General features: G+C 34.9%; 23 protein-coding genes. 14 read left to right on the top strand and 9 right to left on the bottom strand.

The features are described 5' to 3' along the window. Window positions 1-24: 24 nt before the first annotated feature. Window positions 25-1,332, top strand: a complete 1,308-nt coding sequence (locus tag M4I44_RS14925; RefSeq protein WP_249965197.1) for an OprO/OprP family phosphate-selective porin — start codon at window positions 25-27, stop codon at window positions 1,330-1,332. Window positions 1,333-1,464: 132 nt separating this feature from the next. Here the strand turns inward: M4I44_RS14925 and M4I44_RS14920 are convergent, their stop codons facing one another. Next, window positions 1,465-2,634 (bottom strand): proline dehydrogenase family protein, encoded by a 1,170-nt coding sequence (locus tag M4I44_RS14920; protein ID WP_249965196.1) that lies wholly within the window; start codon window positions 2,632-2,634, stop codon window positions 1,465-1,467. Between the two features lie 272 nt (window positions 2,635-2,906). On the opposite strand from M4I44_RS14920, the gene aroB reads away from it, so the two are divergent. The 5 genes from aroB (at window position 2,907) to recQ (ending at window position 9,409) form a co-directional block, all read left to right on the top strand. After that, window positions 2,907-3,974 carry a 3-dehydroquinate synthase gene (gene aroB, locus M4I44_RS14915; RefSeq protein ID WP_249965195.1) on the top strand — a complete coding sequence of 356 codons (1,068 nt, stop codon included), beginning with the start codon at window positions 2,907-2,909 and terminating at the stop codon, window positions 3,972-3,974. Window positions 3,975-4,272: 298 nt separating this feature from the next. Beyond that, window positions 4,273-5,676: an arginine decarboxylase gene (locus tag M4I44_RS14910; RefSeq protein WP_070908026.1), complete on the top strand. Its 1,404-nt coding sequence runs from the start codon at window positions 4,273-4,275 to the stop codon at window positions 5,674-5,676. A gap of 107 nt (window positions 5,677-5,783) precedes the next feature. Then, on the top strand, window positions 5,784-6,752 hold the full coding sequence (locus M4I44_RS14905) for a deoxyhypusine synthase family protein (RefSeq protein WP_017498535.1): 969 nt from the start codon (window positions 5,784-5,786) through the stop codon (window positions 6,750-6,752). 7 nt (window positions 6,753-6,759) lie between these two features. Continuing rightward, window positions 6,760-7,164 (top strand): hypothetical protein, encoded by a 405-nt coding sequence (locus M4I44_RS14900; RefSeq protein WP_017498534.1) that lies wholly within the window; start codon window positions 6,760-6,762, stop codon window positions 7,162-7,164. Between the two features lie 136 nt (window positions 7,165-7,300). Next, window positions 7,301-9,409 (top strand): DNA helicase RecQ, encoded by a 2,109-nt coding sequence (recQ, locus tag M4I44_RS14895; RefSeq protein WP_249965194.1) that lies wholly within the window; start codon window positions 7,301-7,303, stop codon window positions 9,407-9,409. A gap of 272 nt (window positions 9,410-9,681) precedes the next feature. Here the strand turns inward: recQ and M4I44_RS14890 are convergent, their stop codons facing one another. From M4I44_RS14890 to M4I44_RS14875, 4 genes are all read right to left on the bottom strand, one after another. Then, on the bottom strand, window positions 9,682-10,197 hold the full coding sequence (locus tag M4I44_RS14890; RefSeq protein WP_017498532.1) for a DinB family protein: 516 nt from the start codon (window positions 10,195-10,197) through the stop codon (window positions 9,682-9,684). A gap of 12 nt (window positions 10,198-10,209) precedes the next feature. Continuing rightward, complete coding sequence (locus tag M4I44_RS14885; protein ID WP_017498531.1) at window positions 10,210-12,795, bottom strand: phosphoenolpyruvate carboxylase; 2,586 nt, start codon at window positions 12,793-12,795, stop codon at window positions 10,210-10,212. 90 nt (window positions 12,796-12,885) lie between these two features. Then, the gene (locus M4I44_RS14880; protein ID WP_008468989.1) at window positions 12,886-13,365 is read right to left on the bottom strand and encodes an Lrp/AsnC family transcriptional regulator; all 480 of its coding nucleotides are present in this window, start codon (window positions 13,363-13,365) and stop codon (window positions 12,886-12,888) included. A 77-nt stretch (window positions 13,366-13,442) separates the two neighbouring features. After that, complete coding sequence (locus M4I44_RS14875; protein WP_249965193.1) at window positions 13,443-14,597, bottom strand: M14 metallopeptidase family protein; 1,155 nt, start codon at window positions 14,595-14,597, stop codon at window positions 13,443-13,445. A gap of 312 nt (window positions 14,598-14,909) precedes the next feature. On the opposite strand from M4I44_RS14875, the gene M4I44_RS14870 reads away from it, so the two are divergent. Then, the gene (locus M4I44_RS14870) at window positions 14,910-15,296 is read left to right on the top strand and encodes a helix-turn-helix transcriptional regulator (RefSeq protein WP_371922979.1); all 387 of its coding nucleotides are present in this window, start codon (window positions 14,910-14,912) and stop codon (window positions 15,294-15,296) included. A 158-nt stretch (window positions 15,297-15,454) separates the two neighbouring features. Here M4I44_RS14870 and M4I44_RS14865 read toward each other — a convergent pair whose 3' ends face one another. Then, window positions 15,455-16,006, bottom strand: a complete 552-nt coding sequence (locus M4I44_RS14865; protein ID WP_249965192.1) for a 1-acyl-sn-glycerol-3-phosphate acyltransferase — start codon at window positions 16,004-16,006, stop codon at window positions 15,455-15,457. Between the two features lie 63 nt (window positions 16,007-16,069). Here M4I44_RS14865 and M4I44_RS14860 point away from each other — a divergent pair, with 63 nt between their 5' ends. The 5 genes from M4I44_RS14860 to M4I44_RS14840 are packed head-to-tail and all read left to right on the top strand — an operon-like array spanning window position 16,070 to window position 18,970. Beyond that, window positions 16,070-16,735: a spermidine synthase gene (locus M4I44_RS14860; RefSeq protein ID WP_017498527.1), complete on the top strand. Its 666-nt coding sequence runs from the start codon at window positions 16,070-16,072 to the stop codon at window positions 16,733-16,735. A 4-nt stretch (window positions 16,736-16,739) separates the two neighbouring features. Further along, window positions 16,740-17,417: a peptidoglycan DD-metalloendopeptidase family protein gene (locus M4I44_RS14855; protein WP_249965191.1), complete on the top strand. Its 678-nt coding sequence runs from the start codon at window positions 16,740-16,742 to the stop codon at window positions 17,415-17,417. 6 nt (window positions 17,418-17,423) lie between these two features. Beyond that, window positions 17,424-17,900, top strand: coding sequence for a hypothetical protein (locus tag M4I44_RS14850; RefSeq protein ID WP_249965190.1), 477 nt, complete (start codon window positions 17,424-17,426; stop codon window positions 17,898-17,900). 10 nt (window positions 17,901-17,910) lie between these two features. Then, window positions 17,911-18,438 (top strand): hypothetical protein, encoded by a 528-nt coding sequence (locus M4I44_RS14845; protein WP_249965189.1) that lies wholly within the window; start codon window positions 17,911-17,913, stop codon window positions 18,436-18,438. Between the two features lie 52 nt (window positions 18,439-18,490). After that, a complete protein-coding gene (locus M4I44_RS14840; protein ID WP_017498523.1) occupies window positions 18,491-18,970 on the top strand; it encodes a nuclear transport factor 2 family protein in 480 nt (159 codons plus the stop codon). Between the two features lie 22 nt (window positions 18,971-18,992). On the opposite strand, the gene M4I44_RS14835 is transcribed toward M4I44_RS14840, so the two are convergent. Then, complete coding sequence (locus tag M4I44_RS14835; RefSeq protein ID WP_017498522.1) at window positions 18,993-20,480, bottom strand: aminotransferase class V-fold PLP-dependent enzyme; 1,488 nt, start codon at window positions 20,478-20,480, stop codon at window positions 18,993-18,995. Window positions 20,481-20,660: 180 nt separating this feature from the next. Here M4I44_RS14835 and msrA point away from each other — a divergent pair, with 180 nt between their 5' ends. After that, the gene (gene msrA / locus M4I44_RS14830) at window positions 20,661-21,194 is read left to right on the top strand and encodes a peptide-methionine (S)-S-oxide reductase MsrA (protein WP_249965188.1); all 534 of its coding nucleotides are present in this window, start codon (window positions 20,661-20,663) and stop codon (window positions 21,192-21,194) included. 82 nt (window positions 21,195-21,276) lie between these two features. Beyond that, window positions 21,277-22,845, top strand: a complete 1,569-nt coding sequence (locus tag M4I44_RS14825; protein WP_249965187.1) for a YdiU family protein — start codon at window positions 21,277-21,279, stop codon at window positions 22,843-22,845. Between the two features lie 78 nt (window positions 22,846-22,923). Here the strand turns inward: M4I44_RS14825 and M4I44_RS14820 are convergent, their stop codons facing one another. Further along, entirely contained in the window at window positions 22,924-23,889 is a 966-nt protein-coding gene (locus tag M4I44_RS14820) for a YpdA family putative bacillithiol disulfide reductase (protein ID WP_249965186.1), read from the bottom strand. Between the two features lie 5 nt (window positions 23,890-23,894). Further along, on the bottom strand, window positions 23,895-24,368 hold the full coding sequence (locus M4I44_RS14815) for a CYTH domain-containing protein (protein WP_249965185.1): 474 nt from the start codon (window positions 24,366-24,368) through the stop codon (window positions 23,895-23,897). Between the last annotated feature and the right edge of the window lie 279 nt (window positions 24,369-24,647).

Raw genomic sequence — 24,647 nt, 5'->3', positions numbered from 1 at the left:
ATTAACTAACCTTAAACCAAAGAAATGCCACATTTAAGAATTGTTTTAATTTTATTATTTATTGTTGTAAATACTATCAATGTTCTTGCTCAGGAAAAACCTTTTAATGTGGTTAATATTTCCAAAGACGGATCACAATACATCAAATTTGGAATGAACCTTCAGGTTTGGGGAAGATATGCCGAATTGAACGAAGGAAGTAAAATTGGTACAAATGAAGTTAGTGATACCTACGATATCGTCATCAGACGTTTGCGTTTGCAGGCAATGGGAATGCTGACCGAGAATATTTTCTTTCATCTTCAGCTGGGACAAAACAATATCAATTTCACACAAAACAACGGACCTTCAAATGCACCGCTTTCAGTTATGGATGCTTTAGGAGAATATCATTTTAGCAAAAAACTTCATATTGGCGGTGGATTAACAGCCTGGGGAGCCGGAACAACTCGTTATTCTGCAAATAGTTCTTCCTCACATCTTACTCTGGATACGCCCATGTACCAGCAGTTTACTAATATTTCATCGACATTCGGAAACCGAAATCTTAGTATTTATGCCAAAGGTGATCTGGGCAAATTTAATTATCGTGCCGCTATTACCAATCCATACCGAAATACAACTGACAATCTGGGAATCAATTCTTCGGTAAACACACAAACACCAAGAGCACAATATGCGGGAATCTTAACCTACTCTTTCTACGACAAAGAGTCACTTGAAGATGCCTACCACAAAGGAACGTATTTAGGAACAAAGAAAATCCTTAATATCGCACTAGGTTATATGACTCAAGCCAAAGCCATGTGGCATTTAACTCCTGATGCAACTATCGCATACGACGATATGAGAATACTGGGTTTTGATGTTTTTTACGACAGTCCGATTAACAGTAAAGGTGCTGCTATAACTGCTTACGCGGCTTTCAACAATAATAATTACGGAAAAAATTACATCCAGTCTGTTAACACACCCAATCCCGCTATAGGAGACAATTCTCTGATAAACGGCTCAGGTGCCGGATTTATTGGCGTAGGAACCGGAAATATATATTACGCTCAGTTAGGATACCTTTTTGGAAAATCAGATAACGAATCCAAAAAAGGCCGTTTCCAGCCTTATGCTGCCACACAAATTGCAGACTTAGAAGCATTAGACACTCCAATGGCGATGTATGAGTTAGGTGTAAATTATTACACTACAGGCACTTTGGGACCAAAATTCAGTTTAAACTATCAAAACAGAGCCGTTTATAACAAAAGCCTTACAGGTTCTTACAAACAAAGTGACCGATTAGGAATGGTCGTTTTGCAATGCCAGGTTTCGTTTTAATTTAATACCCAAATCCTGACAGGCTTTAAAAACCTATCAGATTTACTACATAAATCAAATGAATAAAAAATCCCAAATCCCAATCGTAACAATTGGAATTTGGGATTTTTTATATTGGAATTTTACTTTAATTTATTTTCCTTTTCTTCTTTTGCGTTCTGCTTTAATCATTGATAATTCGCGGCTGGTTTGACCTGCAACTGAAGTATTCTCTTCTGCACGACGAATCAGGTAAGGCATAACATCTTTTACTGGTCCGAAAGGTAAATACTTCGCAACATTATAGCCGTTCTCTGCTAAATTGTAACTGATATTATCACTCATTCCGTACAACTGTCCAAACCAGATTTTAGTATCGTTTTTCGCAATTCCTTTTTCCTGCATGATATCCATCAATTTATAAGAACTCAATTCATTGTGAGTCCCTGCAAAAATGGACATGCTTTCCAAATGCTCTGCCATATAACGTATAGCAGCATCATAATTAATATCTGTAGCTTCTTTAGAAACACAAATTGGAGAAACGTAATTTTTCTCTTCCGCACGTTTGTTTTCTTTCTCCATATAAGCACCACGAACGATCTTCATTCCTATAAAGAAACCTTCATTCTTAGCCACTTCATGCAGTTTTTTCAAATAATCCAAACGATCCCAACGGTACATTTGCAAAGTATTGAAAACAATCGCTTTTTCTTTATTGTATTTACGCATCATGTCGGTAACCAAATCATCAGCCGCATCCTGCATCCAACTTTCTTCTCCGTCAATTAGCAAAGCCACATCTTTTCTGTGAGCTTCAGCACAAACATGGTCAAAACGGGCTACTACTCTATCCCACTCCGCTTGTTCTGTTGGAGAAAGCGTTTGTTTCTCTCCTAATTTTTCATATAATTCGAAACGTCCAAAACCGGTTGGTTTAAATACTGCAAACGGAATCGCCAGACGTTCTTTTGCAAATTCAATGGTTTTTAAAGTCATTTCTAAAGCAGCATCAAACTGCTCTTCCTCTTCTTTTCCTTCAACTGAATAATCCAACACTGATGAAACACCTTTAGTAAACATTTTGTCTACCACTGTAATACAATCGTCTTCGTTTACACCACCACAAAAATGGTCAAAAACAGTTGCACGGATCAATCCTTCTACCGGAAGATGCGCTTTAATAGCAAAATTAGTAACAGCGGTTCCTATCCTCACCAAAGGCTGGCTGTCGATCATTTTAAAAAGAAAATAAGCTCTGTCAAGTTCCGTATCACTTTTTAGCGAAAATGCAACCTGAGTGTTATCAAATATTTTTTCCATTAAGGTCAGTTTTTTATGCAAATATAGATAGAGTTTTGAATATTCGTCAATAATCACTACCCTATTTTTCAATATCATTAACAACATTGTTATATTTTTACAGCTTGCAACACAAGAGTTTGCCTCATAACAATCTTTTTGAAAGAAAATTACAGACAAACACCTTAAAACCTTATATAGAATGATTCGTTTTAATACAAATTAGAACAAAACTTTGAATATTATTTAGTTAAAAATGCCTTATTTTGCGGTTTCAATTCAACGACAGAGATATGCAATCTATTCAGGCCAATAATTATCTGGTGCATTTTAACCAAAATGCATACGAAGCTTTAAACCATCACTTAAAAGAAAGTAAATATTCAAACGTGTTTATTATAGTTGATAATCAAACCAATGAGTATTGTTTACCAAAGTTTTTGCCTTTATTAGAAACAGATCTGACCATTGAGATCATTGAATTTGAAGCAGGAGAAATCAATAAAAATATTGAAACCTGTATTGAAGTATGGAAAGTCCTGACAGAACTTGGTGCCGACAGAAAATCACTTGTCATTAATCTTGGCGGTGGTGTTGTAACTGATTTGGGAGGCTTTGTCGCTTCGACTTTTAAGCGCGGAGTAGATTTTATCAATATCCCTACTACCTTATTATCTATGGTTGATGCTTCTGTTGGAGGAAAAACCGGAGTAGATTTAGGAAATTTAAAAAACCAAATTGGTGTAATTAACGTACCTCAAATGGTATTAATTGATACACAATATCTTGAAACGCTGCCACAAAACGAAATGCGTTCCGGTCTTGCCGAAATGTTAAAACACGGATTGATTTACGATTCCGCTTACTGGAAGCAGTTTTTAGATTTAAATTCAATTGATTACGCTGATTTTGACGAATTAATTTACCGTTCTGTAGAGATAAAAAATGACATTGTCATTCAGGATCCAACCGAAAAGAACATCCGTAAAGCCCTTAATTTCGGACACACCTTAGGGCATGCCATTGAAGGTTACTTTTTAGAAAGTGAAACAAAAACGACATTATTACACGGTGAAGCCATTGCGATCGGAATGATACTGGAAAGTTATATTTCACTGCACAAAAACTTAATTTCAGCAGCAGAATATACCGAAATTAAAACCGCAATTAAGAGCATTTACGAAGACGTAAAGATCGAAGAAAACGACATCGATCCGATCCTCGAATTGCTGATTCACGACAAAAAAAATGAGTACGGATTAATTCAATTTGCCTTAATCGAAGGAATCGGAAAAATAAAAATTAACCAATCGGTTGAAAATAAATTAATTCTAGACGCGTTTCAGGATTATAAATCTTAAACTTTTTTTAATAAAAAAGCTTTGCTTTAGGTATATATTATTTTTTACATTTGCCACGATGAAAACGAACAGTAAACAAAGACATTTTAACTCTTACAGAAACCGCCTCAACAGTTCTTTATTAAGAATGTTGAACCGTTTTTATAATAGTAAAAGTCCATTTTGTTTTGATGTCTTTTTGTGCTCGAAAGCAGAACACGAAAAGCTGGAAATTATATTTGCTAATATTAGGGTTTGAATTTTAGATTGAATTTTCGTCATCTAAATTAAATATCACATCCTAAATATTAAAAAATAAATGAATACAAAATATTCTGACCTTATCAATCAAACATACTATTTTCCTCAGGAAGAATTCAAATTAAACAAAGACAATCTACAATTTCACAACATCGATTTGATGAAATTGGTAGAACAATACGGAACTCCTCTAAAGTTTACTTATCTGCCTCAGATTTCAGAGAACATTAATAAGGCAAAAGCCTGGTTCAGAAAATCAATGGAGAAAAATAAGTACGACGCAAAGTACTACTACTGTTATTGCACAAAAAGCTCTCATTTTGAATACATTATGAACGAAGCTTTCAAAAATAACATTCACATTGAAACCTCTTCAGCTTTTGACGTAAATATTGTTGAGAATTTATTAGAAAATGGTAAAATCAACAAAAGTACTTATGTAATCTGTAATGGATTTAAAAGAGACGAATACATTAGTAATATCGCAAGATTGATTAATAACGGACATAAAAACACAATTCCGATTATTGACAACTACGAAGAGTTGGATTTACTTCAGGCTGAAATCAAAGGGAAATTCAAAATTGGAATTCGTATTGCTGCCGAAGAAGAGCCTAAATTTGAGTTCTATACTTCAAGATTAGGAATTGGATATAAAAACATCGTTTCGTTCTACAAAAAACAAATTCAGGAGAATGATAAACTGGAGTTAAAAATGCTTCACTTTTTCATCAATACCGGAATAAACGATACCTCTTATTACTGGAACGAGTTGGTAAAATGTATCAAAGTATACATTGCCCTTAAAAGGGAATGCCCTACTCTTGACGGATTAAACATTGGAGGTGGTTTCCCGATTAAAAACTCTCTTGCATTCGAATACGATTATCAATATATGATTGATGAAATTATCAATCAGATTAAAATTGCATGTGATGAAGCCGAAGTAGATGTACCCAACATCTTTACAGAATTTGGATCATTTACAGTAGGTGAAAGCGGTGGCGCGATCTATCAGATTTTGTATCAAAAACAACAAAATGACAGAGAGAAATGGAACATGATTGATTCGTCATTCATTACCACTTTGCCGGATACTTGGGCAATAAACAAACGTTTTATCATGTTGGCGGTAAACCGCTGGAATGATACTTACGAGCGGGTTTTATTAGGCGGTCTGACTTGTGATAGTGACGATTATTACAACTCAGAGCAAAATATGAACGCTATTTATTTGCCTAAATACAACAAAGAAAAGCCACTATACATTGGTTTCTTTAATACTGGTGCGTATCAGGAAACTATTGGGGGATATGGCGGTTTACACCACTGTCTGATTCCACAGCCTAAACATATATTAATAGATCGTGACGAAAATGGCATTCTGGCTACAGAAGTTTTCTCTGAACAACAAACTTCTGACGATGTATTGAAGATTTTAGGATATACTAAAAAGGTTTAAAAAAAAAATACTGCTAAATAAATGTTAATAAATATAAAATTATTAATTTGCAGTATAAACTAAAAGGTTAAACTTTTAATTCAAAAAAAATAAAAAAACAAGAACAAATGAAAGGACCAATCAGTCAGTTTATTGAAAAACATTATTTACACTTCAACTCTGCCGCTTTAGTAGATGCTGCAAAAGCATACGAACAACAATTGGCTAATGGAGCTAAAATGATGGTAAGTATGGCTGGCGCTATGAGTACAGCAGAAATTGGTAAAATTTTTGCCGAAATTATTAGACAAGATAAAGTACAAATTATTTCTTGTACTGGAGCCAATCTAGAAGAAGACATCATGAATTTAGTAGCACACTCTCACTACGAAAGAGTGCCAAACTATCGTGATTTAACACCGGAAGACGAATGGGCTTTATTGGAAAGAGGATTAAACCGTGTTACTGATACTTGTATTCCTGAGCATGAAGCATTCCGTCGTTTGCAAAAACACATCTACAAAATCTGGAAAGAGGCTGATGATAAAGGAGAACGTTATTTCCCACATGAATTCATGTATAAAATGCTGTTATCAGGTGTTTTAGAAGAATACTACGAAATTGATTTAAAAGACAGCTGGATGTATGCCGCTGCAGAGAAAAATTTACCTATCATAGTTCCGGGATGGGAAGACAGTACAATGGGAAATATCTTTGCTTCCTATGTAATCAAAGGCGATTTAAAAGCCTCTACCATGAAATCAGGAATTGAATACATGACTTTCCTTGCAGATTGGTATCCAAAAAACAGCGCTAACGGAATTGGATTCTTCCAAATTGGTGGTGGTATCGCAGGAGATTTCCCTATTTGCGTAGTACCAATGTTGTATCAGGATATGGAAATGCACGATGTTCCATTTTGGAGTTATTTCTGCCAAATCTCAGACTCAACAACCAGTTATGGTTCGTACTCGGGAGCAGTTCCGAACGAGAAAATCACCTGGGGAAAACTAGACATCAAAACCCCTAAATTTATTATAGAGTCGGATGCTACAATTGTGGCTCCATTAATTTTTGCTTATTTATTAGATCTATAAGATATATATGAAAAGAGTTATAGTAGACTACGCTAAACTTACCAACGAAATTTTAAACCTTTTGGTAGAAAAATTTCCTGATGGTTATGATGATTCGGATGTAATCCGTTTTAGAAATGCTAAAAACGAATTAGTTGAAGCTGTTGAAGTTCGTACTGAAGATACTATTTATTTGGTAAAAATTAGTACTAAGCTTGCGGACAGAATCGAAAATTATGATGAAGACGATGATATCGACGTAGATGTAGATACAATCGAACCTGTAAAAGGTCTTGATCTTGATGACGATATTGACGACGACGACGATGATGACAATCAGGACAAACCAGATGTTGACAATGGAGATGACGACGATGACGACGAAGACAAAGAAGATATTGCTGACGACGAAGATGATGAAGACGAAGATTAAGCAATCTTTTTCAAGATAATTTAAAGGAACTCTATTGGAGTTCCTTTTTTTATGACTTCAGAAGTCTATTATTTTAAAAAATAAGAAAAATACTATATATTTGCTTTTTACTTTTTCTTCCTAATCAATCAACGCCATGACTTCAGAAATTCTACATGCCAAACTAAAGGAAAATTTCGGATTTGAAAAATTCAGACCCAATCAGGAAACAATAATTACTACAATACTTTCCGGTCAGGACACTTTAGCTATTATGCCAACCGGCGGAGGAAAGTCAATCTGTTTTCAGCTGCCCGCTTTAGTCTTACCCGGGATCACAATTGTGATCTCTCCACTAATTGCTTTGATGAAAGATCAGGTCGACAGTCTAAAAACAAATGGTATTAATGCCTGCTACATCAACAGCAGTCAATCCAGTCAGGAACAGCAATTTTACATAGACAATTTAAAATCAAACACTTTCAAGCTTGTTTACATTGCACCGGAGAGCTTGTCTTATCTGGACGTTGCTTTCAACGAATTGACAATCAGTCTAATTGCAATTGACGAAGCACATTGTATTTCTTCCTGGGGGCATGATTTTCGTCCGGCTTATACTAACTTGGGATATTTAAAGAGCCGCTTCCCTTCTACTCCTGTTCTTGCTTTAACCGCTACAGCCGATAAAGCGACCCGAACTGATATTATCAAGCAGCTAAAACTTAGAAATCCAAAAACGTTCGTAGCCTCGTTCGATAGAAAAAATCTAAGCCTCGAAGTACGCCCGGCTTTAGACCGCGTCAAACAAATTGTTGATTTTATTGATAAAAAACCCAATGAATCCGGAATTGTTTATTGCTTAAGCAGAAAAACAACCGAAGAACTTGCAGATAAACTAAAGAAGAATGGAATTACTGCAAAGGCCTATCATGCCGGACTTGACAATAAAATCCGAGCTAAAACTCAAGATGATTTTATAAACGATGATTGTCAGGTGGTTTGTGCCACAATTGCCTTTGGTATGGGAATCGATAAATCTAATGTTCGATGGGTTATACATTACAATTTACCCAAAAATATTGAAGGTTATTATCAGGAAATCGGACGTGCGGGTCGGGATGGGTTACCAGCCGAAACCGTAATGTTCGAAAGTTACGCCGATGTAATACAATTACAAAAATTTGCCTCCGAAGGATTAAACTCTGATGTGCAATTGGCAAAATTAGAAAGAATGAAACAATACGCGGATGCTTTAAGCTGCCGTCGAAAAATTCTGCTTTCGTATTTCGGCGAGCTGGTAAAAGAAAATTGTGGTAATTGTGATATCTGCAAAAATCCGCCCACCTTTTTTGATGGAACTATTTTAGCGCAAAAAGCCCTGTCTGCAATCGCCCGTTTAAAAGAATCTGAGCCGTTAGCTGTAATTGTTGATTTTTTAAGAGGCTCGAGAAACGCGTATATCTACGAAAAAAATTATCAAAGTCTAAAAACGTACGGAATTGGATCCGACATTTCCTGGTACGACTGGAATCAATACTTAATTCAGTTGATCAACTTAGGATATCTTGAAATTGCCTTCCATCAGCACAATAAAATTTTACTGACGTCTTTTGCGAAAAAAGTTTTGTTTGAAGGAGAAAAAGTAAAACTAAATACAGTTGTTAAAAAGGTAATAGATAAAAATGAAGTAAAAGAAGCCAATACAAAAACGGCTAAAAATTCTCTTTTCGAAACGCTACGAAAACTACGCTACGAAATTGCCCAGGAAGAAGAAGTTCCGGCTTACGTAATTTTTAGTGATGCCGCTTTGAGACAAATGGAATCCTTACGACCAATGACTGATGAAGAGTTCCTTGCTATCGATGGTGTCGGAAATGCAAAACTCGAAAGATATGGTACTGAATTTATAAAGGCTATCATTCAATTTCAGAAGGCAAAAAAGACAAACACGAAAGTTAAAAAAGAAAGCAACACGTATAAGACTACTTTAGAGCTTTTCAGAAATGGCGAAACTGTCACGGAAATTGCAGGAAAAAGAAATTTAGGCTATACCACAATTATATCTCACTTAGCCAAACTATATCTTGACGGTGAGGAAATCGATTTAAGTTCTTTTGTAACAAATGAAGAAGTCAAACAATTGCACAAAGCTCAAATCGAACTGGAGTATCCTTCTGCTCTAAAACCCTACTTTGATTATTTTGAGGAGAAAATGAGTTATGACAAAATTCGTTTAGGACTTGCAATTGTGGAACGAAACAAGTAAAACACATTATTTTGTCATTTCGACCGAAGAGAGAAATCACACTAGAAACTCGGCACAGAATGTCTTCAATCTTTATCGAATCCTGCATATGATTTGCCTCGCCTGTTCGTTATCAATCGAAATGGCACAAGCAAAACAAAAATTCGTGAATTGCTTCGCCTGTTCGCTATCGCTTGGGTCGTGGCGGTAAAAATTCATTCCTCCCTTTAATGCAAAAAATAAAAAATCCTGTAAAGTTAAACGCTACAGGATTTTTTATATAAGAACAAAATCTACAAATAACGTTCTTCAAAAACTTTCTGATGGTGTTTTTGATGTCCGATAATTACAAACCCCAGAGCACGTACAGAAATCTGAAGATTAGAAGCTGTACCAATTCTCTTAAGCTGCTCTTCTGACAAACTCTTAAAAAACAACAAATTAGAATGTCTTAAAGCGGAGAGTTCCGTTAATAAACTCTGAATACTTCTGCTATTTGAATCTGTACTAATCGCATAGTCATTCTCTTCAAAACTTGGCAAAGCCGTTTTATCATTTCGCGAGAATCGCAAAGCGCGGTAAGCAAAAATTCTCTCACAATCCATAATGTGCTGGATAATGTCTTTTATTGTCCATTTTCCTTCTGCATAACGATAATCAAATTTATCCATCGGGATATTTTGCACAAATTTGATAAATTCATGCAATGAAATTTCCAGTTCTTCAAATAAATTTACCTCTCCGGCTTCTTTGATGTAATTAGCAAATCCGCCAGAATATTCATTTTCTGTTAATAAAGCTGTGTTCATTTTTTATAATTTTTAAGCTGAGTTTCTACTCGCATTTGTATTTCCGAAAAGTGACCTTGTTACTATTTTTTCATACACTTTGACCAATTCTTCATCTACCACACTTTCCTTATTCAATTCGTTAATTCTCAACAAAGCATACTGCTGTATTGTCAACAACGGCAACACAATACGCTCCCTTATCTGAATCGATGCTATACCATCAGGGTAATTTTCCATAAGTGTTTTATGCCCTGCAATTTTAAGCAAAAGGCGTTTGGTTTCTGAAAATTCGTCGTAGATAATTTGCCAGAATTCACCAAACTCAGGGTCATTTTTCATATAAGCAGTTAGCGGTAAAAATGATTTCGCCAATGACATCATACTATTCTCCAGCAGTGTTTTGAAAAATAAGGAATCATGATACAAATTTTGAACTTTGTCCCACTGTCCACTTTCTTCAAAATATTTCAAAGCTGAACCAACCCCAAAAAATCCCGGTACATTTTGCTTCAACTGACTCCAGGATCCTACAAAAGGAATCGCTCTCAAATCAGCAAAATCAAGTGATTCTGATTTACTTCTTTTAGATGGTCGGCTTCCTATATTGGTTTTTGAGTAATATTTTAGCGTACTCATTTTCTCCAAATACGGAATAAACTTAGGGTGATTCTTGAAACTCAGGTATTTTTCATATCCTAAATCAGCCAATTGTGTCAAAATTTCAGTTTCTTCAACACTTAACTCATTCTTTTCTTTACTAAAAACCTGATTGGTAACTCCAGCACTTAATAAGTTCTCAATATTATAACGACAGGAATCTAAAGTTCCAAAATTTGAACTAATGGTTTGTCCCTGAATCGTAATTTGAATTTCGTTATTCTCGATTTTTGGTCCTAAAGAAGCATAAAATTTATGCGTTTTTCCACCACCACGAGCAGGAGGTCCTCCGCGACCATCAAAGAATATTGCTTGTATACCATATTTTCTTGAAATTTCTGTCAATGAAATTTTAGCCTGATAAATACTCCAGTTCGCCATTAAATACCCCCCATCTTTAGTTCCGTCAGAGAAACCTAACATAATGGTCTGCTTGTTACCTCTGGCTTCCAGATGTTTAGAATACTCTGAATTAGTATACAATTGCTCCATAATCTGATGTGCATTTTGTAAATCATCAACGGATTCAAAAAGCGGAATAATATCTACCGTCGGATTCTCCCAATTGTTCAGACGAATCATTGCAAAAGTTTCCATAACATTCAAAGCGCTTTCGTTATTACTGATAATGTAACGATTGGCTCCAGATTCACCATTTGCTTGCTGTATGGTTTTAATGGTCTGAACAGATTCTAATGTAGATCTTGTAATTTCATTTTCAAAATCAGCAGAATTTAAGTCTCCTTTTACTTTCGACAAAACCCCTAACTTCTCCTCTTCAGACAAATCAAAGTAATTTTTCGGAAATATCTCTGAGCCCGAATTCAGATAAAAATCCACCACATCTTTGAATACAGCATTGTGAATTTTACTGTTCTGACGAATATCTAAGGTCGCAAAGTGAAAACCAAATAGATTAATTTTCACTAAAAAAGCTTCCAGTTCATCTAAATAAAGGGATTGATGCTTCTCTATAATTATGGTTCTAATTTTGTTTAATTGTGTCAATAATTCTTCCAGAGTAATATAAATCTCGCCTTTAGAATAAAAAACAGAACGGTAAAGCTTATGTTCAAGTTCAGAAACCAAAGTATCTACTCCTGAGAAAGTTAACTTTCTTTTTAAACTTCTCATTTCTATATAATAACACTTCAGAATTGAGGTACGCAAACGCTCTGCTACTTTTAAAGTAATATCGGTCGTAACAAAAGGATTTCCGTCGCGATCACCTCCCGGCCAAAAACCCAATTTTATCAATTGATTCTGAATAGAACTCCCCTGAAGGATATTTTTTTGCAAGTAGTGAACAATTTCTCCTGAAGTTGCGTAGAATACATTTTCTAAATACCAGATCAAACTCACCGCTTCATCATATGGATTTGGCTTTTCGTTCTGAATAAAAGGTGTTTTTCCAAGCTGCGCCAGCAATTGTTTGATTTTTAATAAATCATTTGAACGAATAGCATCTTTCAAATCATTTATAATCCCTAAAACAGGCCCTGGATAAAATTGTGTTGGATGTGCTGTTAAAACAGTTCTGACATTAAAGTTTTCTAAAAACTCAATCAACTCCTCATTCTTCTCCTTTGCATCTGATTTTTCTTTAATGTCACGCAACGAACCACGCCCTTCCATATTATTAACTTCCGGAAAAGCAGCATCTTCAATGGCATCAAACAACACAATCTGACGTTCGATATACTGAATAAATCGAAACATTAAATCGATTTTATCTTTTTCAGAAGCATCATTCAGGAATTTATTAGAGAAGAAATTAACAATCTCTTTAGGAGTTTCCTGCTTTTTAAATCCTGTCTCACAAGTATCTGTAAATAAAGGAAGTAAAACTCCTGTATTATCAATCGAATCAAAAGGTAATGTTATAAATACACTATTGTAAATATGGTATTTTGAAAGAACGTCCTGATTGAAACGTTCGATTTTTGGTAACGTGTACATAATTTATGGGTAGTTGGTTGGTTAATTGGTCATAAAAAAACCCCAAGAATAAACTTGAGGTTATATTTAGATATAGCATTCAAGAAAATATTACATATTTTTAAAAATAGTATGCATCAAACGCTTCTTATCGTTTATACTTTCTTCTAATGAAATCATAGTTTCTGTTCTGTAAACACCATCAATATCATCAATCATAAAGATAACTTCTTTCGCGTGTTTAGTATCTTTTGCTCTGATTTTGCAAAAAATATTGAATTTTCCTGTCGTTACAGAAGCTACTGTTACGAACGGAATTTGATTGATTCGCTCTAATACAAATTTAGTTTGAGACGTATTATTAAGGAACACACCCACATAAGCAATAAATGAATACCCCAACTTATCATAGTCTAAGGCTAATGAAGATCCCATTATTATCCCTGCGTCCTCCATCTTTTTTACTCTAACATGCACTGTACCAGCAGATATCAATAGTTTTTTAGCAATGTCAGTAAACGGAACTCTCGTATTGTCTATTAACATATCTAAAATCTGGTGATCTACTTCATCTAAACGAAATTTACTCATAATTCTTTAATTAATATTACTAATTGCTATTACAAAGTATAAAAATATGTATAAAAAACAACAAATTCACAAAAAATCTAACTTTTTATCAACCCGTTAACAAATTTAACATTTTTATCTAAACAAAAATCTGCTTTTTGATTCAATTTCGGAAAACTACCAAAGTCATCAGAATAATTAGCACCTTTTGCATCGTATTCATAATGTCCAAAATAATTTTCCAAATCGCCTACTTCAACTATGTAAGCATTGAAATGAATCTTATTTTCAATCAATTCCTCTTTGTATTGTGCGACAAAATTCGTAATAATTTCGATACCATCATAATTTATTTTGATATTTTTCCACATAAAATCATAAAAAACCACTTTATTTTGTGAAATATTCAAATAATCATTAATTCTATTATCAACTAAATCGTTTTCGCTAATCAGTTGAAAACTCGAAACAAGTGAGAAGAATAAAAACTTTCGCGTGATTTCACGCTCGTAATCATCAGGAAAATGACCCGCCTCAAACAAGATTGTCGGGACTCCCAAATGCTGAAAAGTATCTCCTATACAATTGATATTAAATGAGTCATCAAAACGTCCGACCTGCCCGGGGATATATTGCTGTAAAACATCATTGATTCCGGCAATTACATTAATAGCCTTTAAACGATTCTCATTAACTTCTCTCTCCTCATTATACGAAGGAGCCAAAAACGATAGCGTTGCTGGTTTTCCGGTTTCACCAGCCCCAAAAATAGTACGCTGATCATGCAGGTTAAAACAGAAATGCGGTTTAAAAGCTTCAAATACCGATCTTAAAATATTGCTTTCCGGCTGTGTGAGATTTTGCGAATCACGATTTAAATCCACTTTATTGGCGTTCTCACGTGTATAAAGTCTTGCTCCGTCAGGATTCAGCATTGGAATACTGTAAAAAGTAAAGTTTTTTAGCATCTTCTCTGCAAATTCAGAACCGCTGTTTAGCACATTTACAAAATCAAATAATGCTTTTGTAGTGGTACTTTCGTTTCCGTGCATTTGAGACCAAAGATAAATACGTGTTGGACCGCTCCCAATTTGATAACTATAAATGGGTTCTCCTAAAACCGATTTACCAATAATCTCTACTTGATTGTTTGTATTTAATTGCTCTAATAACGGCTGAATATGATCTAAAGTCAGATAACGCCCTTCTATAGTTTGTTCTTTATACTGGTGAAATAATTCTTCTAAATTCATCTTATTTTGATTAGTTTACAAAAGTAAACATCTTTATTTTTACAATTGTAAATGATTTGTAAACAAATTAATTTAGAATTGTAAACAGTTTTCTCTCTATTTCCAAAGACCTTTTCTTTTTACTGAGAAACATTTGTTACAACTTTAATTTATTAAATTCAATTATTTATTTTTCAATCAATTAACAACAATCAATTAAAGCAATGAACACAATGTTTCTAGACTTAATTGAAGCTTTTTAGCTCTTAAATTGTTTTACATGTTTCATTTGATTACATTTGTAAACAGCGAATTTCTAAACAGTAATTTACAATGGTAAACATCGACGATTTTGTAAAACGGCTTGAAATTATACTAGATTATTACAGCTTAAATGCTTCTTCTTTCGCAGATCGAATCGGAGTTCAGCGTTCCAGTATGTCTCACCTGCTTTCCGGCAGAAACAAACCCAGCTTAGATTTTGTACTCAAGATTTTGGAGGTTTTTCCTGAAATCGATTTGTACTGGATTTTAAATGGTACAGGAAATTTTCCAAAAACAGAAGACAGTGCCGATCTGAAAAAAAATGAATCGGTGTCAGAATTTACAAAATCCCATTCCCCTATTCCATTAGACGAAAATTCTGCTTCAGGAAATTCTTTATCAGAAAATACAAAAACAAAAATGCATCCTCTGCAGAAATTAAAAATCAAAATTTGAATGCCGCAGAAAATGAAATCGAAAAAATAGTAGTATTTTATAAAAACGGAACTTTCAAGACTTATGTTCCCTAGTTTGAAATTTTTGAGTATTTGAAAAACTTTAAAATTATTTTTCATTTAAGCGATTCTCGCGCAATGGAATCTACAGTAAAAAAATCAACTCCAAAATCCATTTTCAGGAATTTTACCCAAAACTCCGTCATAGTGTTTTTTCAACACACTCAAATCACAATCATAATCTCCCGTTGGAAGAAATGGCTTTCCTAAATTGACTTCTTTTTTCCCCCAGTCAAAAGCCACAGGAATAATGGGCACATTTGCCTTAAGAGCAATATAGTAGAAACCGCTTTTTAATTCTTTAACACCTTTACGAGTCCCTTCAGGAGCTACAGCCAGGCGAAAAACCTCTTTACGGTCAAAAATTGCAGCAATCGATTCTACTTTATTCAATCCACCGGTGCGATCTATCGGCTCTCCACCTACATTTCTGAAATAATATCCAAACGGAAAGCGGAATAATTCTTTCTTTCCTACCCAATTCATCTCCAAACCAGAAATTCCACGAGTAAAAATTCCTAAATAAAAATCATGATTGCTTGTATGCGGCATTACCATCATCACACATTTTTTCACTTCAGCATTTTCAATTCCTACTATTTTCCAGCCCATTAGCTTAAAAAAAATGAATTTGTACAATCGCTTTTTCATTAATTACTTTTTTACTGCAAAATAAAAGATTTAAAGTGGTATTTTTGAGTAAAAGCATTTAAAATGATCCAAAAATTGTTCAGTTATATTGTTCCTATAAAAATATTCAAAAAAAAATCACAAAGAAGCAAAATCATCGAAGTTACCTGGGCCAACGGCGAACTGGTCCTTGATTCTGAAAATACAAATTACTCTTATGGAAGCCTGCAACGTATCTTAAGGTATGGTCTTCGAAATATTGGATACGATGCCATTCTTAAAATGAATCATATTTTATTATTGGGAGTTGCCGGAGGAAGTGTAGTAAAAACTTTGGTGGACGAAATTCAGTATAAAGGTAAAATTACCGGAGTAGAAATTGACCCCGAAATGATTAAAATAGCCAATGAGTATTTCAATCTGAATGAAATCAAACAACTGGAAGTGGTAATTGATGACGCTTTTGAGTTTGTTTTAAAAACAAAAAATAAATATAATTTAATTATTATTGATATTTTTGAAGATATCAAAATGCCAAATTTTTTATTCGAACGTTTTTTTAGCGAACGTATTTGTTCCTTATTGCAAAATCACGGATTTGTTTTATTTAATACCATGATTTTAGATGAAGCGCATAATGTTCGAAACCGAAAATACATTTCTGAAATTGACCCCAAACTGTTTGCTTCAAAAATGCTCCCACGAGTTGAAGCTCACAATGAATTAATAATTATCGAAAAAGTAGTTTAAATTTATGAAACCTCTTGCCTCTATTTTAAAAGCCTTACCTCCCACTAAAATAATAGATTCTTCCATTGATATTTCAAAATACATCCCTTTAGATTTATCCGTAACCAATCAGGAACTTGCTGATTTTAAACCTACCTGTACCCAGGAATTTGAAGGTTTTATTTCAGACTACTTAGAAAAAAATGATGCCGAAGTGGCCTTTGGCGGTTATATTGAAGGAAGAACTCTTTATCAGCGCAGTGCCATTTTTAAAAACAATTCTATTCCGGAACGCAACATTCATATAGGACTGGACTTATGGACAAAAGCAGACACAGCAGTTTTGGCACCGCTTGACGGAAAAGTACACAGCTTTAAAAACAATATAGGCTTAGGTGATTATGGTCCGACCATTATTTTAGAGCATCGGATAGAAAATAAGAAATTTTATACTTTATACGGACATTTATCGTTAGAAAGTATAGAGAACCTCAGTGTTGGGACATTTTTTAGTAAAGGTCAAAAGATTGGAACCTTGGGAAGTTCGTCCGTTAACGGAGACTATCCTCCGCACGTACACTTTCAAATTATTCGAAACATCGAAAACTATTCCGGTGATTATCCGGGAGTATGCAATACCAACGATTTGAACTTTTACATTGAAAATTGCCCTGACCCCAACTTATTATTAAAAATTACTTAAATAGTTATGAAGAAAGCAGGATTGATTATATGTTTGTTGTTGTTATTGGGATGTAAATCGAAAACAATCCACAGAGATACTGAAGATTTAAAGATCAAGAAAGTCACTGCTGCCGAAATAAATTCCAATCAGCAGAAAAAAGCGTATGAATTAGGAAAAAGGGTGCTGGAAACCTGCAATTCCTCAAAATTCAAACCTTTTAACGAGACTGAAGTCACCAAATCGGTAATGGAGAATACGACCGAAGAACGTCTGACCAAAACCTGTCAAAGGTTCAGACAATACTATGGAAGTTTCATCGATTTAAAACTGGACGGTGTTTACAGAACAAAGCAAGAGGTTATTTATCGATATCATGCGCTGTACACCAAAAAAGTAGCCAATAAAGAATTGCGCATTTTTGTAAATGAAGACAATCTGATCTCAGCTATAAAATCAATGGATTGGGACGAAAAATTTGACTCAAAAGTAACAGATCAATAAAGTAAAACCTATGAATTTAAAACTGCCTCTTTTAATCGTATTGTTAATTTCCGGTTTCATAAATGCACAGCAAACTGTAAGCATAAAAGGTTCTAAACCATTTCCGGCAACAACCAGTTATACTTTTATTTGTGAAAAATATGTGTTTACCGGCGAAACGGAAGTTCAGATTGCGAAAACAGATAAAGGAGGGGTTTTAAAACTATCAATAGGAATTTCTAATGATAAAACTCAAATCTCAGGAGGCGTATATGTTGACCTTGTTAACGGAGATGTAATTGCTTGTGTGGACAAAAACATCAAAGAAACCCTTGATGGAAAGACTACTGCTTATTACTATTTCACTCCTGCCGAAATGGTAAAACTAAAGAAAACAGACATTAAAGCCATCCGATTTATCATTAAAGGGAACAATACAGCCGCTTTTGGTGACCAAACCGGTTACTTTACTGCTTTGAACAAAATGGCGTACTTTTCGACAGCATTCGATAAATCTAAAAAAACTTTTGACACTGCAGCCGCAATTAGTGTGCTGTAAGTGCTTTTTTTAGTACAATAAATTCTATATTTATAATCTAAACAACATTTTTATGAATTCGAATGAAGCTTTAATTACAAAATTCTATACTGCTTTTGCCAATGCCGATGCTAAAACAATGAGCGAATGTTACCATCCAAAAATTCATTTTATCGATCCGGCTTTTGGTTTACTAAAAGAAGAGCAGGTTTCTAAAATGTGGGAAATGTTGATTTTGAAAAGTAAAGGCAACATTAAAATCGAATTTTCAGATATTAAAGCCGATGATTCTTCGGGCAGTGCTAAATGGGTTGCAACTTATAATTTTAGCAAAACCAATAGAAAGGTAATCAATCGTATTTCTGCTGAATTTGCTTTTCAGGATGGTCTGATTATCAAACACACAGACAATTTTGATGTTTGGAAATGGTCGAAACAGGCTTTCGGTTTTACCGGATATTTAATGGGCTGGACAGGCTTTTTTCAAGGAAAAATTCAAGAACAGGCACTCTTGTCCTTAAAAAAATTTCAGGCAAACCAGACAGGTTCTTAAAACCTGTCTGATTTATGTATTTTTACGATTTGAACCATCCGGCCACTAAATCGTCTTCAAACGAACCGGCGTTCTTGTGAACAAATTCATTCGTATCTTTATTATAGGAATAGTCCAAAGCCCACTCCTCATGATTTTTCGCTAAATCTTTAATGCTTTCACAAACAAAAGCAATTTCTTTATCGGTAGTAGTTGGATGAATTGACATTCTGATCCATCCCGGTTTTTTAATTAAATCTCCAATCGTAATTTCATTCACCAGTTTATTAGATGTTTCCTGATCTACGTGCAATAAAAAATGCCCATACGTTCCCGCACAACTGCATCCTCCTCTGGTTTGAATTCCGAATCTGTCATTCAGTAATTTCACTCCTAAATTGAAATGAAGATTTTCAATAAAAAACGAAACAACCCCTAAACGGTTCTTATGTTGGCCTGCCAGAATTTTTATGTTGGAAACAGTGTCCAGTTCATTAAAAACATACTCTACAATCTCATGTTCACGTTGTAGAATATTCTCGATTCCCATTTCTTCTTTCAGCTCAATTGCTAACGCCGTTTTAATTACCTGAAGAAAACCCGGAGTACCACCATCTTCACGATCCTCAATGTTGTCGATATATTTATGTTCGCCCCATGGATTGGTCCAGCTAACTGTGCCTCCACCAGGACAATCGGGAATCATATTGTTGTATAACTTTTTATTAAAAATTAAAACCCCTGAAGTTCCGGGACCTCCTAAAAATTTGTGTGGAGAAAAGAAAATTGCGTCCAGGTATGCTTCCGAATCTTCAGGATGCATATCGATTTCGACATAAGGTCCTGAACAGGCAAAATCAACAAAACAAACACCATTGTGCTTGTGCATCAATTTTGCAGCTTCGTGAAACGGTGTTTTTAAACCTGTAACATTTGAACAGGAGGTAATAGAAGCAATTTTAATAGTTCTTTCGCTGTATTTCTCTAACAGTTGCTCTAAATTATCCAGACAAAAAAGTCCTTTTTCACAAGATGGAATAATTTCAACATCCGCAATGGTTTCCAGCCAGGAGGTTTGATTGGAGTGATGCTCCATATGAGAAATAAAAACAACTGGGCGCTTTTCAGCAGGAACAACAGTGCACTCTTTTAGGTTCTCAGGGATTTTTAACCCCAGAATACGCTGAAATTTATTGACAACACCCGTCATTCCGGTTCCATCTGTGATCAAAACATCATCATTGCTCGCATTGGTATGACGCTTGATGATCGATCTGGCATGATGATAAGCTTTTGTCATGGCAGTACCTGACACTGTAGTCTCTGTATGTGTATTGGCTACAAAAGGCCCGAATTCATTAAGAATTTTCTCTTCAATTGGTCGGTATAACCTTCCGCTGGCAGTCCAATCGGTATAAATAATCTGCTTTTTGCCAAACGGAGAAGAAAACTCCTGATTAATTCCTACAATATTCTTTCTAAAATCCTGGAAATAGGTTTCTAAAGTGATGGTACTATTTTTGCTGTTCATTAGTGTGCCTGAATTTAATTGCAAATATATTGCTTTTTTATAGAATTGCGAATTTATCAATTATAAACTTCAAACACTAAAAAACTGTTTGATATCTTTATTTTAACTATCTTTTTACTTATAATTTATCACAATATTCTATCGGATTAATAGGGCATTAAAACTTGAACAATACTATTTATGGGGAATTTATCAGTTGCCACTTTTGGTGGAGGATGTTTTTGGTGTATTGAAGCTGTAATTCAGCGTTTAAAGGGAGTCGAATCCTTAAAATCAGGATTTTCGGGAGGTTTTATTAAAAATCCACCCTACCGTGAAGTATGTACCGAAAGAACCGGCCATGCAGAAGTCGTACAAGTTGCATTTAATCCTGACATAATTTCATACCATGACCTGATTTTCATATTTATGACAAGTCATGATCCTACCACCCTGAACCGTCAGGGTGCAGACAGCGGCACACAATACCGCTCGATTGTTTTATATCATAATGAAGAACAGAAAGCGATTGCCGAAAAGGTCTTTGAAGAAGTAAAAGCTTTTTATGAAGACCCGATTGTAACGCAGCTCGTTCCTTTTGAAGTTTTTTACGAAGCTGAAACAGACCATCAAAATTACTACAAAAACAATCAGGATGCACGTTACTGCCAGATCGTAATTGATCCTAAAGTTCATAAATTAAAAAAAATGTACGCCAACCGATTAATGGATTAAGCAGACATTTTTATCATACTTTAAAATAACACAATACAAACAGAACTCGTTTTAATCTGAAAATCAGAGAAAGATTATTCTAATGAAAAATTTAAAAATAAACAACCGATTTACTGCTGAGCTGCCCGCAGACTCAAATGAAACCAACGAGGTTCGTCAGGTTTCTAATGCGCTTTTCTCGTATGTAAATCCAACAAAACCATCCAATCCTAAGCTGATTCATGCTTCACAAGAAGTAGTGGAATCGGTTGGAATTTCACTTGATGAAATTAAGTCCGCATCCTTTTTGAATGTTTTTTCAGGGAAAGAAATATTACCTGAAACTCGTCCGTTTGCTATGTGTTATGCCGGACATCAGTTTGGAAACTGGGCAGGGCAATTGGGTGACGGCCGTGCCATTAATTTAACTGAAGTGACACATAACGATGAATCTTTTATGCTTCAATTAAAAGGTGCCGGAAGAACTCCGTACTCCCGAACTGCTGACGGCCTGGCTGTTTTGCGTTCGTCTGTGCGAGAGTACCTGTGTGCTGAGGCCATGTATCATTTAGGAGTTCCCACTACCCGATCCCTATCCCTTATGCTGTCCGGAGATCAAGTTTTACGTGATATGTTATACAATGGGAATGCTGCTTATGAAAAAGGTGCAATTGTTTGTCGCGTAGCTCCTTCCTTTATTCGTTTTGGAAGTTTTGAAATGCTGACCGCCCGAAATGAGCTTCAAAACTTAAAACAGTTTGTGGAATACAATATTAAATACTACTTCCCGGAAATAAAAGGAGAGCCTAAAGAGCAATACCTTCAATTTTTCAAAACAGTAGCCGATAAAACCCGTGAAATGATTCTGCATTGGCAGCGTGTGGGTTTTGTACATGGAGTAATGAATACCGACAACATGTCAATTCATGGAATTACGATTGATTATGGTCCTTACGGTTGGCTGGAAAATTACGATCCAAACTGGACTCCAAACACCACAGACAGTCAATACCGAAGATATCGTTTTGGAAATCAACCGCAGATTGCACAATGGAATTTGTACCAATTGGCCAATGCCATTTACCCCTTAATCAATGAAGCGGAACCTTTAGAAAAAATTCTGGAGTCTTTTATGATTGATTTTGAATCTGATTATAAGAATATGTTTTTAAGCAAATTAGGCTTACTTATTTCAACCGAAACTGATAGTACGTTAATTGACGGTTTGGAAACTGTTTTGCAACTGTCTGAAACAGACATGACGATCTTTTTCCGAAATTTAAGCAGCGTACAAAAATCAGATTCTCCTGAAAAAGCAATCGAAAGAATTCAGGATTCGTTTTATATTCCGGAGCAAATCTCAGGTACAATTTTAGAATCATGGGAGAAATGGTTTACTCTTTATCTCGAAAGACTTCATACGGAAGCGCTTTCTGATAGAGAGCGTTCTGAGAAAATGAACACTATAAATCCAAAGTACGTACTTCGAAATTATATGGCGCAATTGGCTATTGATGCCGCAGATCAGGAGGATTATTCTTTAATTGATGAATTGTATCAACTTCTGCAAAAACCGTATGACGAACAGCCTGAATTTCAAAAATGGTTTGCCAAACGTCCGGACTGGGCCCGCTCAAAAGTTGGATGTTCTATGCTTTCTTGCAGTTCTTAATTTTTTAGCCACGAATTCACGAATTTTAATTTTTTGTAAACTTTGCAAAGTTTTAATTCGTGAATTCGTGGCTAATACTTATTTTGAAGTAATATAATCTACAATCATGTTCGCATGCACACGAGAATTTTCGATAAACCATTTGTGCGTATACATTCCTCCGCAAATTACACCCGCTAAGAATAAACCTTCCACATTGGTTTCCATAGTTTCGGGGTTGTATGTTGGTGTTTTTAGTTCATCTTCAGATAATTGTATTCCCATATTTTCTAGAAAAGCCAAATCAGGTTTGTATCCGGTTAGAGCCAGTACAAAATCATTTTCAATAGTAATTTTCCCCGTAGGAGTTTCAATTTCTACTTCAGTCTCCCTGATTTCAGTAATATTTGATTCGAAATAAGCTTTAATACTGCCTTCTGCAATTCGATTTTCAATATCCGGTTTTGCCCAATATTTTACCCGACTATTGATTTCCTTTTTGCGAATAACCATGGTTACATCGGCTCCTTTTCTCCAGCATTCCAAAGCCGCATCTACTGAGGAATTGTTTGCTCCTACCACCAAAACATTCCTAAAAGCATACTCATGGGCTTCTTTATAATAATGACGAACTTTAGGCAATTCTTCTCCTTTCACTTCCATTTCAATCGGAATATCATAAAAACCGGTTGCAATGATCACATTCGCAGCTTCATAAAGTGCTTTATCAGTTGTAATTTTAAAAGTGGTATCAGCAAGTTTCTCCACCTGAGTTACTCTTTCAAATAAATGAATGGAAAAATTAAAATACCGATGAATATTGCGATAATACTCCAATGCTTCCTGACGCCCGGGCTTCGGTGCCAGACAACTGAATGGTATATTTCCTATTTCAAGTCTTTCCGCAGTGGAGAAAAAAGTCATATACAAAGGATAATTGAAAATACTATTGACTATAGCTCCTTTTTCAATTATCAAATAACGCAATCCTTTCTTTTGGGCTTCAATTGCACAAGCCAGACCAATTGGCCCGCCCCCTACAATAATCAAATCATATGTATTCATATTTTTTACTTCTCCCACTCTTTAAAAGGATTCTTACTCAAATAAGCATTATAATATCTTGGATCGTTTGTTACCTCTTCACCCAGCCAATCCGGCTTCTCGAAAATTTCTGTTTCCGATTCCAACTCTACTTCTGCCATCACCAGTCCTTCATTTTCTCCGTAAAATTCATCTACTTCAAAAATATGTTTCCCTAATTTTATTTCGTAACGCGTTTTCTCGATTTTTCCTTTCTCACATAACTTAAGCAATTCCAATGCCTCATCAAGCGGAATTTCATTCTCCCATTCAAAGCGGGACATTCCGCCCTGCTGACTAACTCCTTTTATGGTAATAAAACCTCTTTCGCCTTTAATGCGCACACGAACTGTTCTTTCCGGAACTGCACTTAAATAGCCTTGGGCAATTTTATTGTGCGTAAAAGCTTGTTCTTTAAAATCAGCTGATTTTACCAGAAACTTTCTTTCTATTTCGACCATTTTGATGTCTGAATTTAATTTTTATGCAAGTTACTCAAATTAATTTGGCCTAAGAATTGAAATTACAAGAATCATTTCTAGACTTTAAATTTTACTTTTGTAATACGCTCACAATAAGAATAATAACTTTAAAATAACTGATTTTTAATAGGTTATGTATTTATTTTTTTGTTAAATTTGATAGAATCTTAACTTCATCACCTATGTCTAAAAAAGCACTTTATCTGTTAGGCATTGTAATAACCATTATTTTAGGTACCTTTTTGTATTTGAAATTTT

It is taken from the genome of Flavobacterium sp. B183 (genome assembly GCF_023539155.1).
GTDB classification, from domain to species: Bacteria; Bacteroidota; Bacteroidia; order Flavobacteriales; family Flavobacteriaceae; genus Flavobacterium; species Flavobacterium tructae.
This window is presented reverse-complemented; position numbering and strand designations above follow the sequence as displayed.

Excerpts from the sequence above, each read along its gene's own strand:
- M4I44_RS14840 (WP_017498523.1), top strand. The coding sequence starts at position 18,491 with ATGAATTCGAATGAAGCTTTAATTACAAAATTCTATACTGCTTTTGCC.
- M4I44_RS14885 (WP_017498531.1), bottom strand. The coding sequence starts at position 12,795 with ATGTACACGTTACCAAAAATCGAACGTTTCAATCAGGACGTTCTTTCA.
- M4I44_RS14870 (WP_371922979.1), top strand. The coding sequence starts at position 14,910 with ATGGTAAACATCGACGATTTTGTAAAACGGCTTGAAATTATACTAGAT.
- M4I44_RS14825 (WP_249965187.1), top strand. The coding sequence starts at position 21,277 with ATGAAAAATTTAAAAATAAACAACCGATTTACTGCTGAGCTGCCCGCA.
- M4I44_RS14920 (WP_249965196.1), bottom strand. The coding sequence starts at position 2,634 with ATGGAAAAAATATTTGATAACACTCAGGTTGCATTTTCGCTAAAAAGT.
- aroB (WP_249965195.1), top strand. The coding sequence starts at position 2,907 with ATGCAATCTATTCAGGCCAATAATTATCTGGTGCATTTTAACCAAAAT.
- M4I44_RS14815 (WP_249965185.1), bottom strand. The coding sequence starts at position 24,368 with ATGGTCGAAATAGAAAGAAAGTTTCTGGTAAAATCAGCTGATTTTAAA.
- M4I44_RS14905 (WP_017498535.1), top strand. The coding sequence starts at position 5,784 with ATGAAAGGACCAATCAGTCAGTTTATTGAAAAACATTATTTACACTTC.
- recQ (WP_249965194.1), top strand. The coding sequence starts at position 7,301 with ATGACTTCAGAAATTCTACATGCCAAACTAAAGGAAAATTTCGGATTT.
- M4I44_RS14855 (WP_249965191.1), top strand. The coding sequence starts at position 16,740 with ATGAAACCTCTTGCCTCTATTTTAAAAGCCTTACCTCCCACTAAAATA.
- M4I44_RS14835 (WP_017498522.1), bottom strand. The coding sequence starts at position 20,480 with ATGAACAGCAAAAATAGTACCATCACTTTAGAAACCTATTTCCAGGAT.
- M4I44_RS14865 (WP_249965192.1), bottom strand. The coding sequence starts at position 16,006 with ATGAAAAAGCGATTGTACAAATTCATTTTTTTTAAGCTAATGGGCTGG.
- M4I44_RS14910 (WP_070908026.1), top strand. The coding sequence starts at position 4,273 with ATGAATACAAAATATTCTGACCTTATCAATCAAACATACTATTTTCCT.
- M4I44_RS14850 (WP_249965190.1), top strand. The coding sequence starts at position 17,424 with ATGAAGAAAGCAGGATTGATTATATGTTTGTTGTTGTTATTGGGATGT.
- M4I44_RS14875 (WP_249965193.1), bottom strand. The coding sequence starts at position 14,597 with ATGAATTTAGAAGAATTATTTCACCAGTATAAAGAACAAACTATAGAA.
- M4I44_RS14890 (WP_017498532.1), bottom strand. The coding sequence starts at position 10,197 with ATGAACACAGCTTTATTAACAGAAAATGAATATTCTGGCGGATTTGCT.
- msrA (WP_249965188.1), top strand. The coding sequence starts at position 20,661 with ATGGGGAATTTATCAGTTGCCACTTTTGGTGGAGGATGTTTTTGGTGT.
- M4I44_RS14925 (WP_249965197.1), top strand. The coding sequence starts at position 25 with ATGCCACATTTAAGAATTGTTTTAATTTTATTATTTATTGTTGTAAAT.
- M4I44_RS14820 (WP_249965186.1), bottom strand. The coding sequence starts at position 23,889 with ATGAATACATATGATTTGATTATTGTAGGGGGCGGGCCAATTGGTCTG.
- M4I44_RS14860 (WP_017498527.1), top strand. The coding sequence starts at position 16,070 with ATGATCCAAAAATTGTTCAGTTATATTGTTCCTATAAAAATATTCAAA.
- M4I44_RS14880 (WP_008468989.1), bottom strand. The coding sequence starts at position 13,365 with ATGAGTAAATTTCGTTTAGATGAAGTAGATCACCAGATTTTAGATATG.
- M4I44_RS14900 (WP_017498534.1), top strand. The coding sequence starts at position 6,760 with ATGAAAAGAGTTATAGTAGACTACGCTAAACTTACCAACGAAATTTTA.
- M4I44_RS14845 (WP_249965189.1), top strand. The coding sequence starts at position 17,911 with ATGAATTTAAAACTGCCTCTTTTAATCGTATTGTTAATTTCCGGTTTC.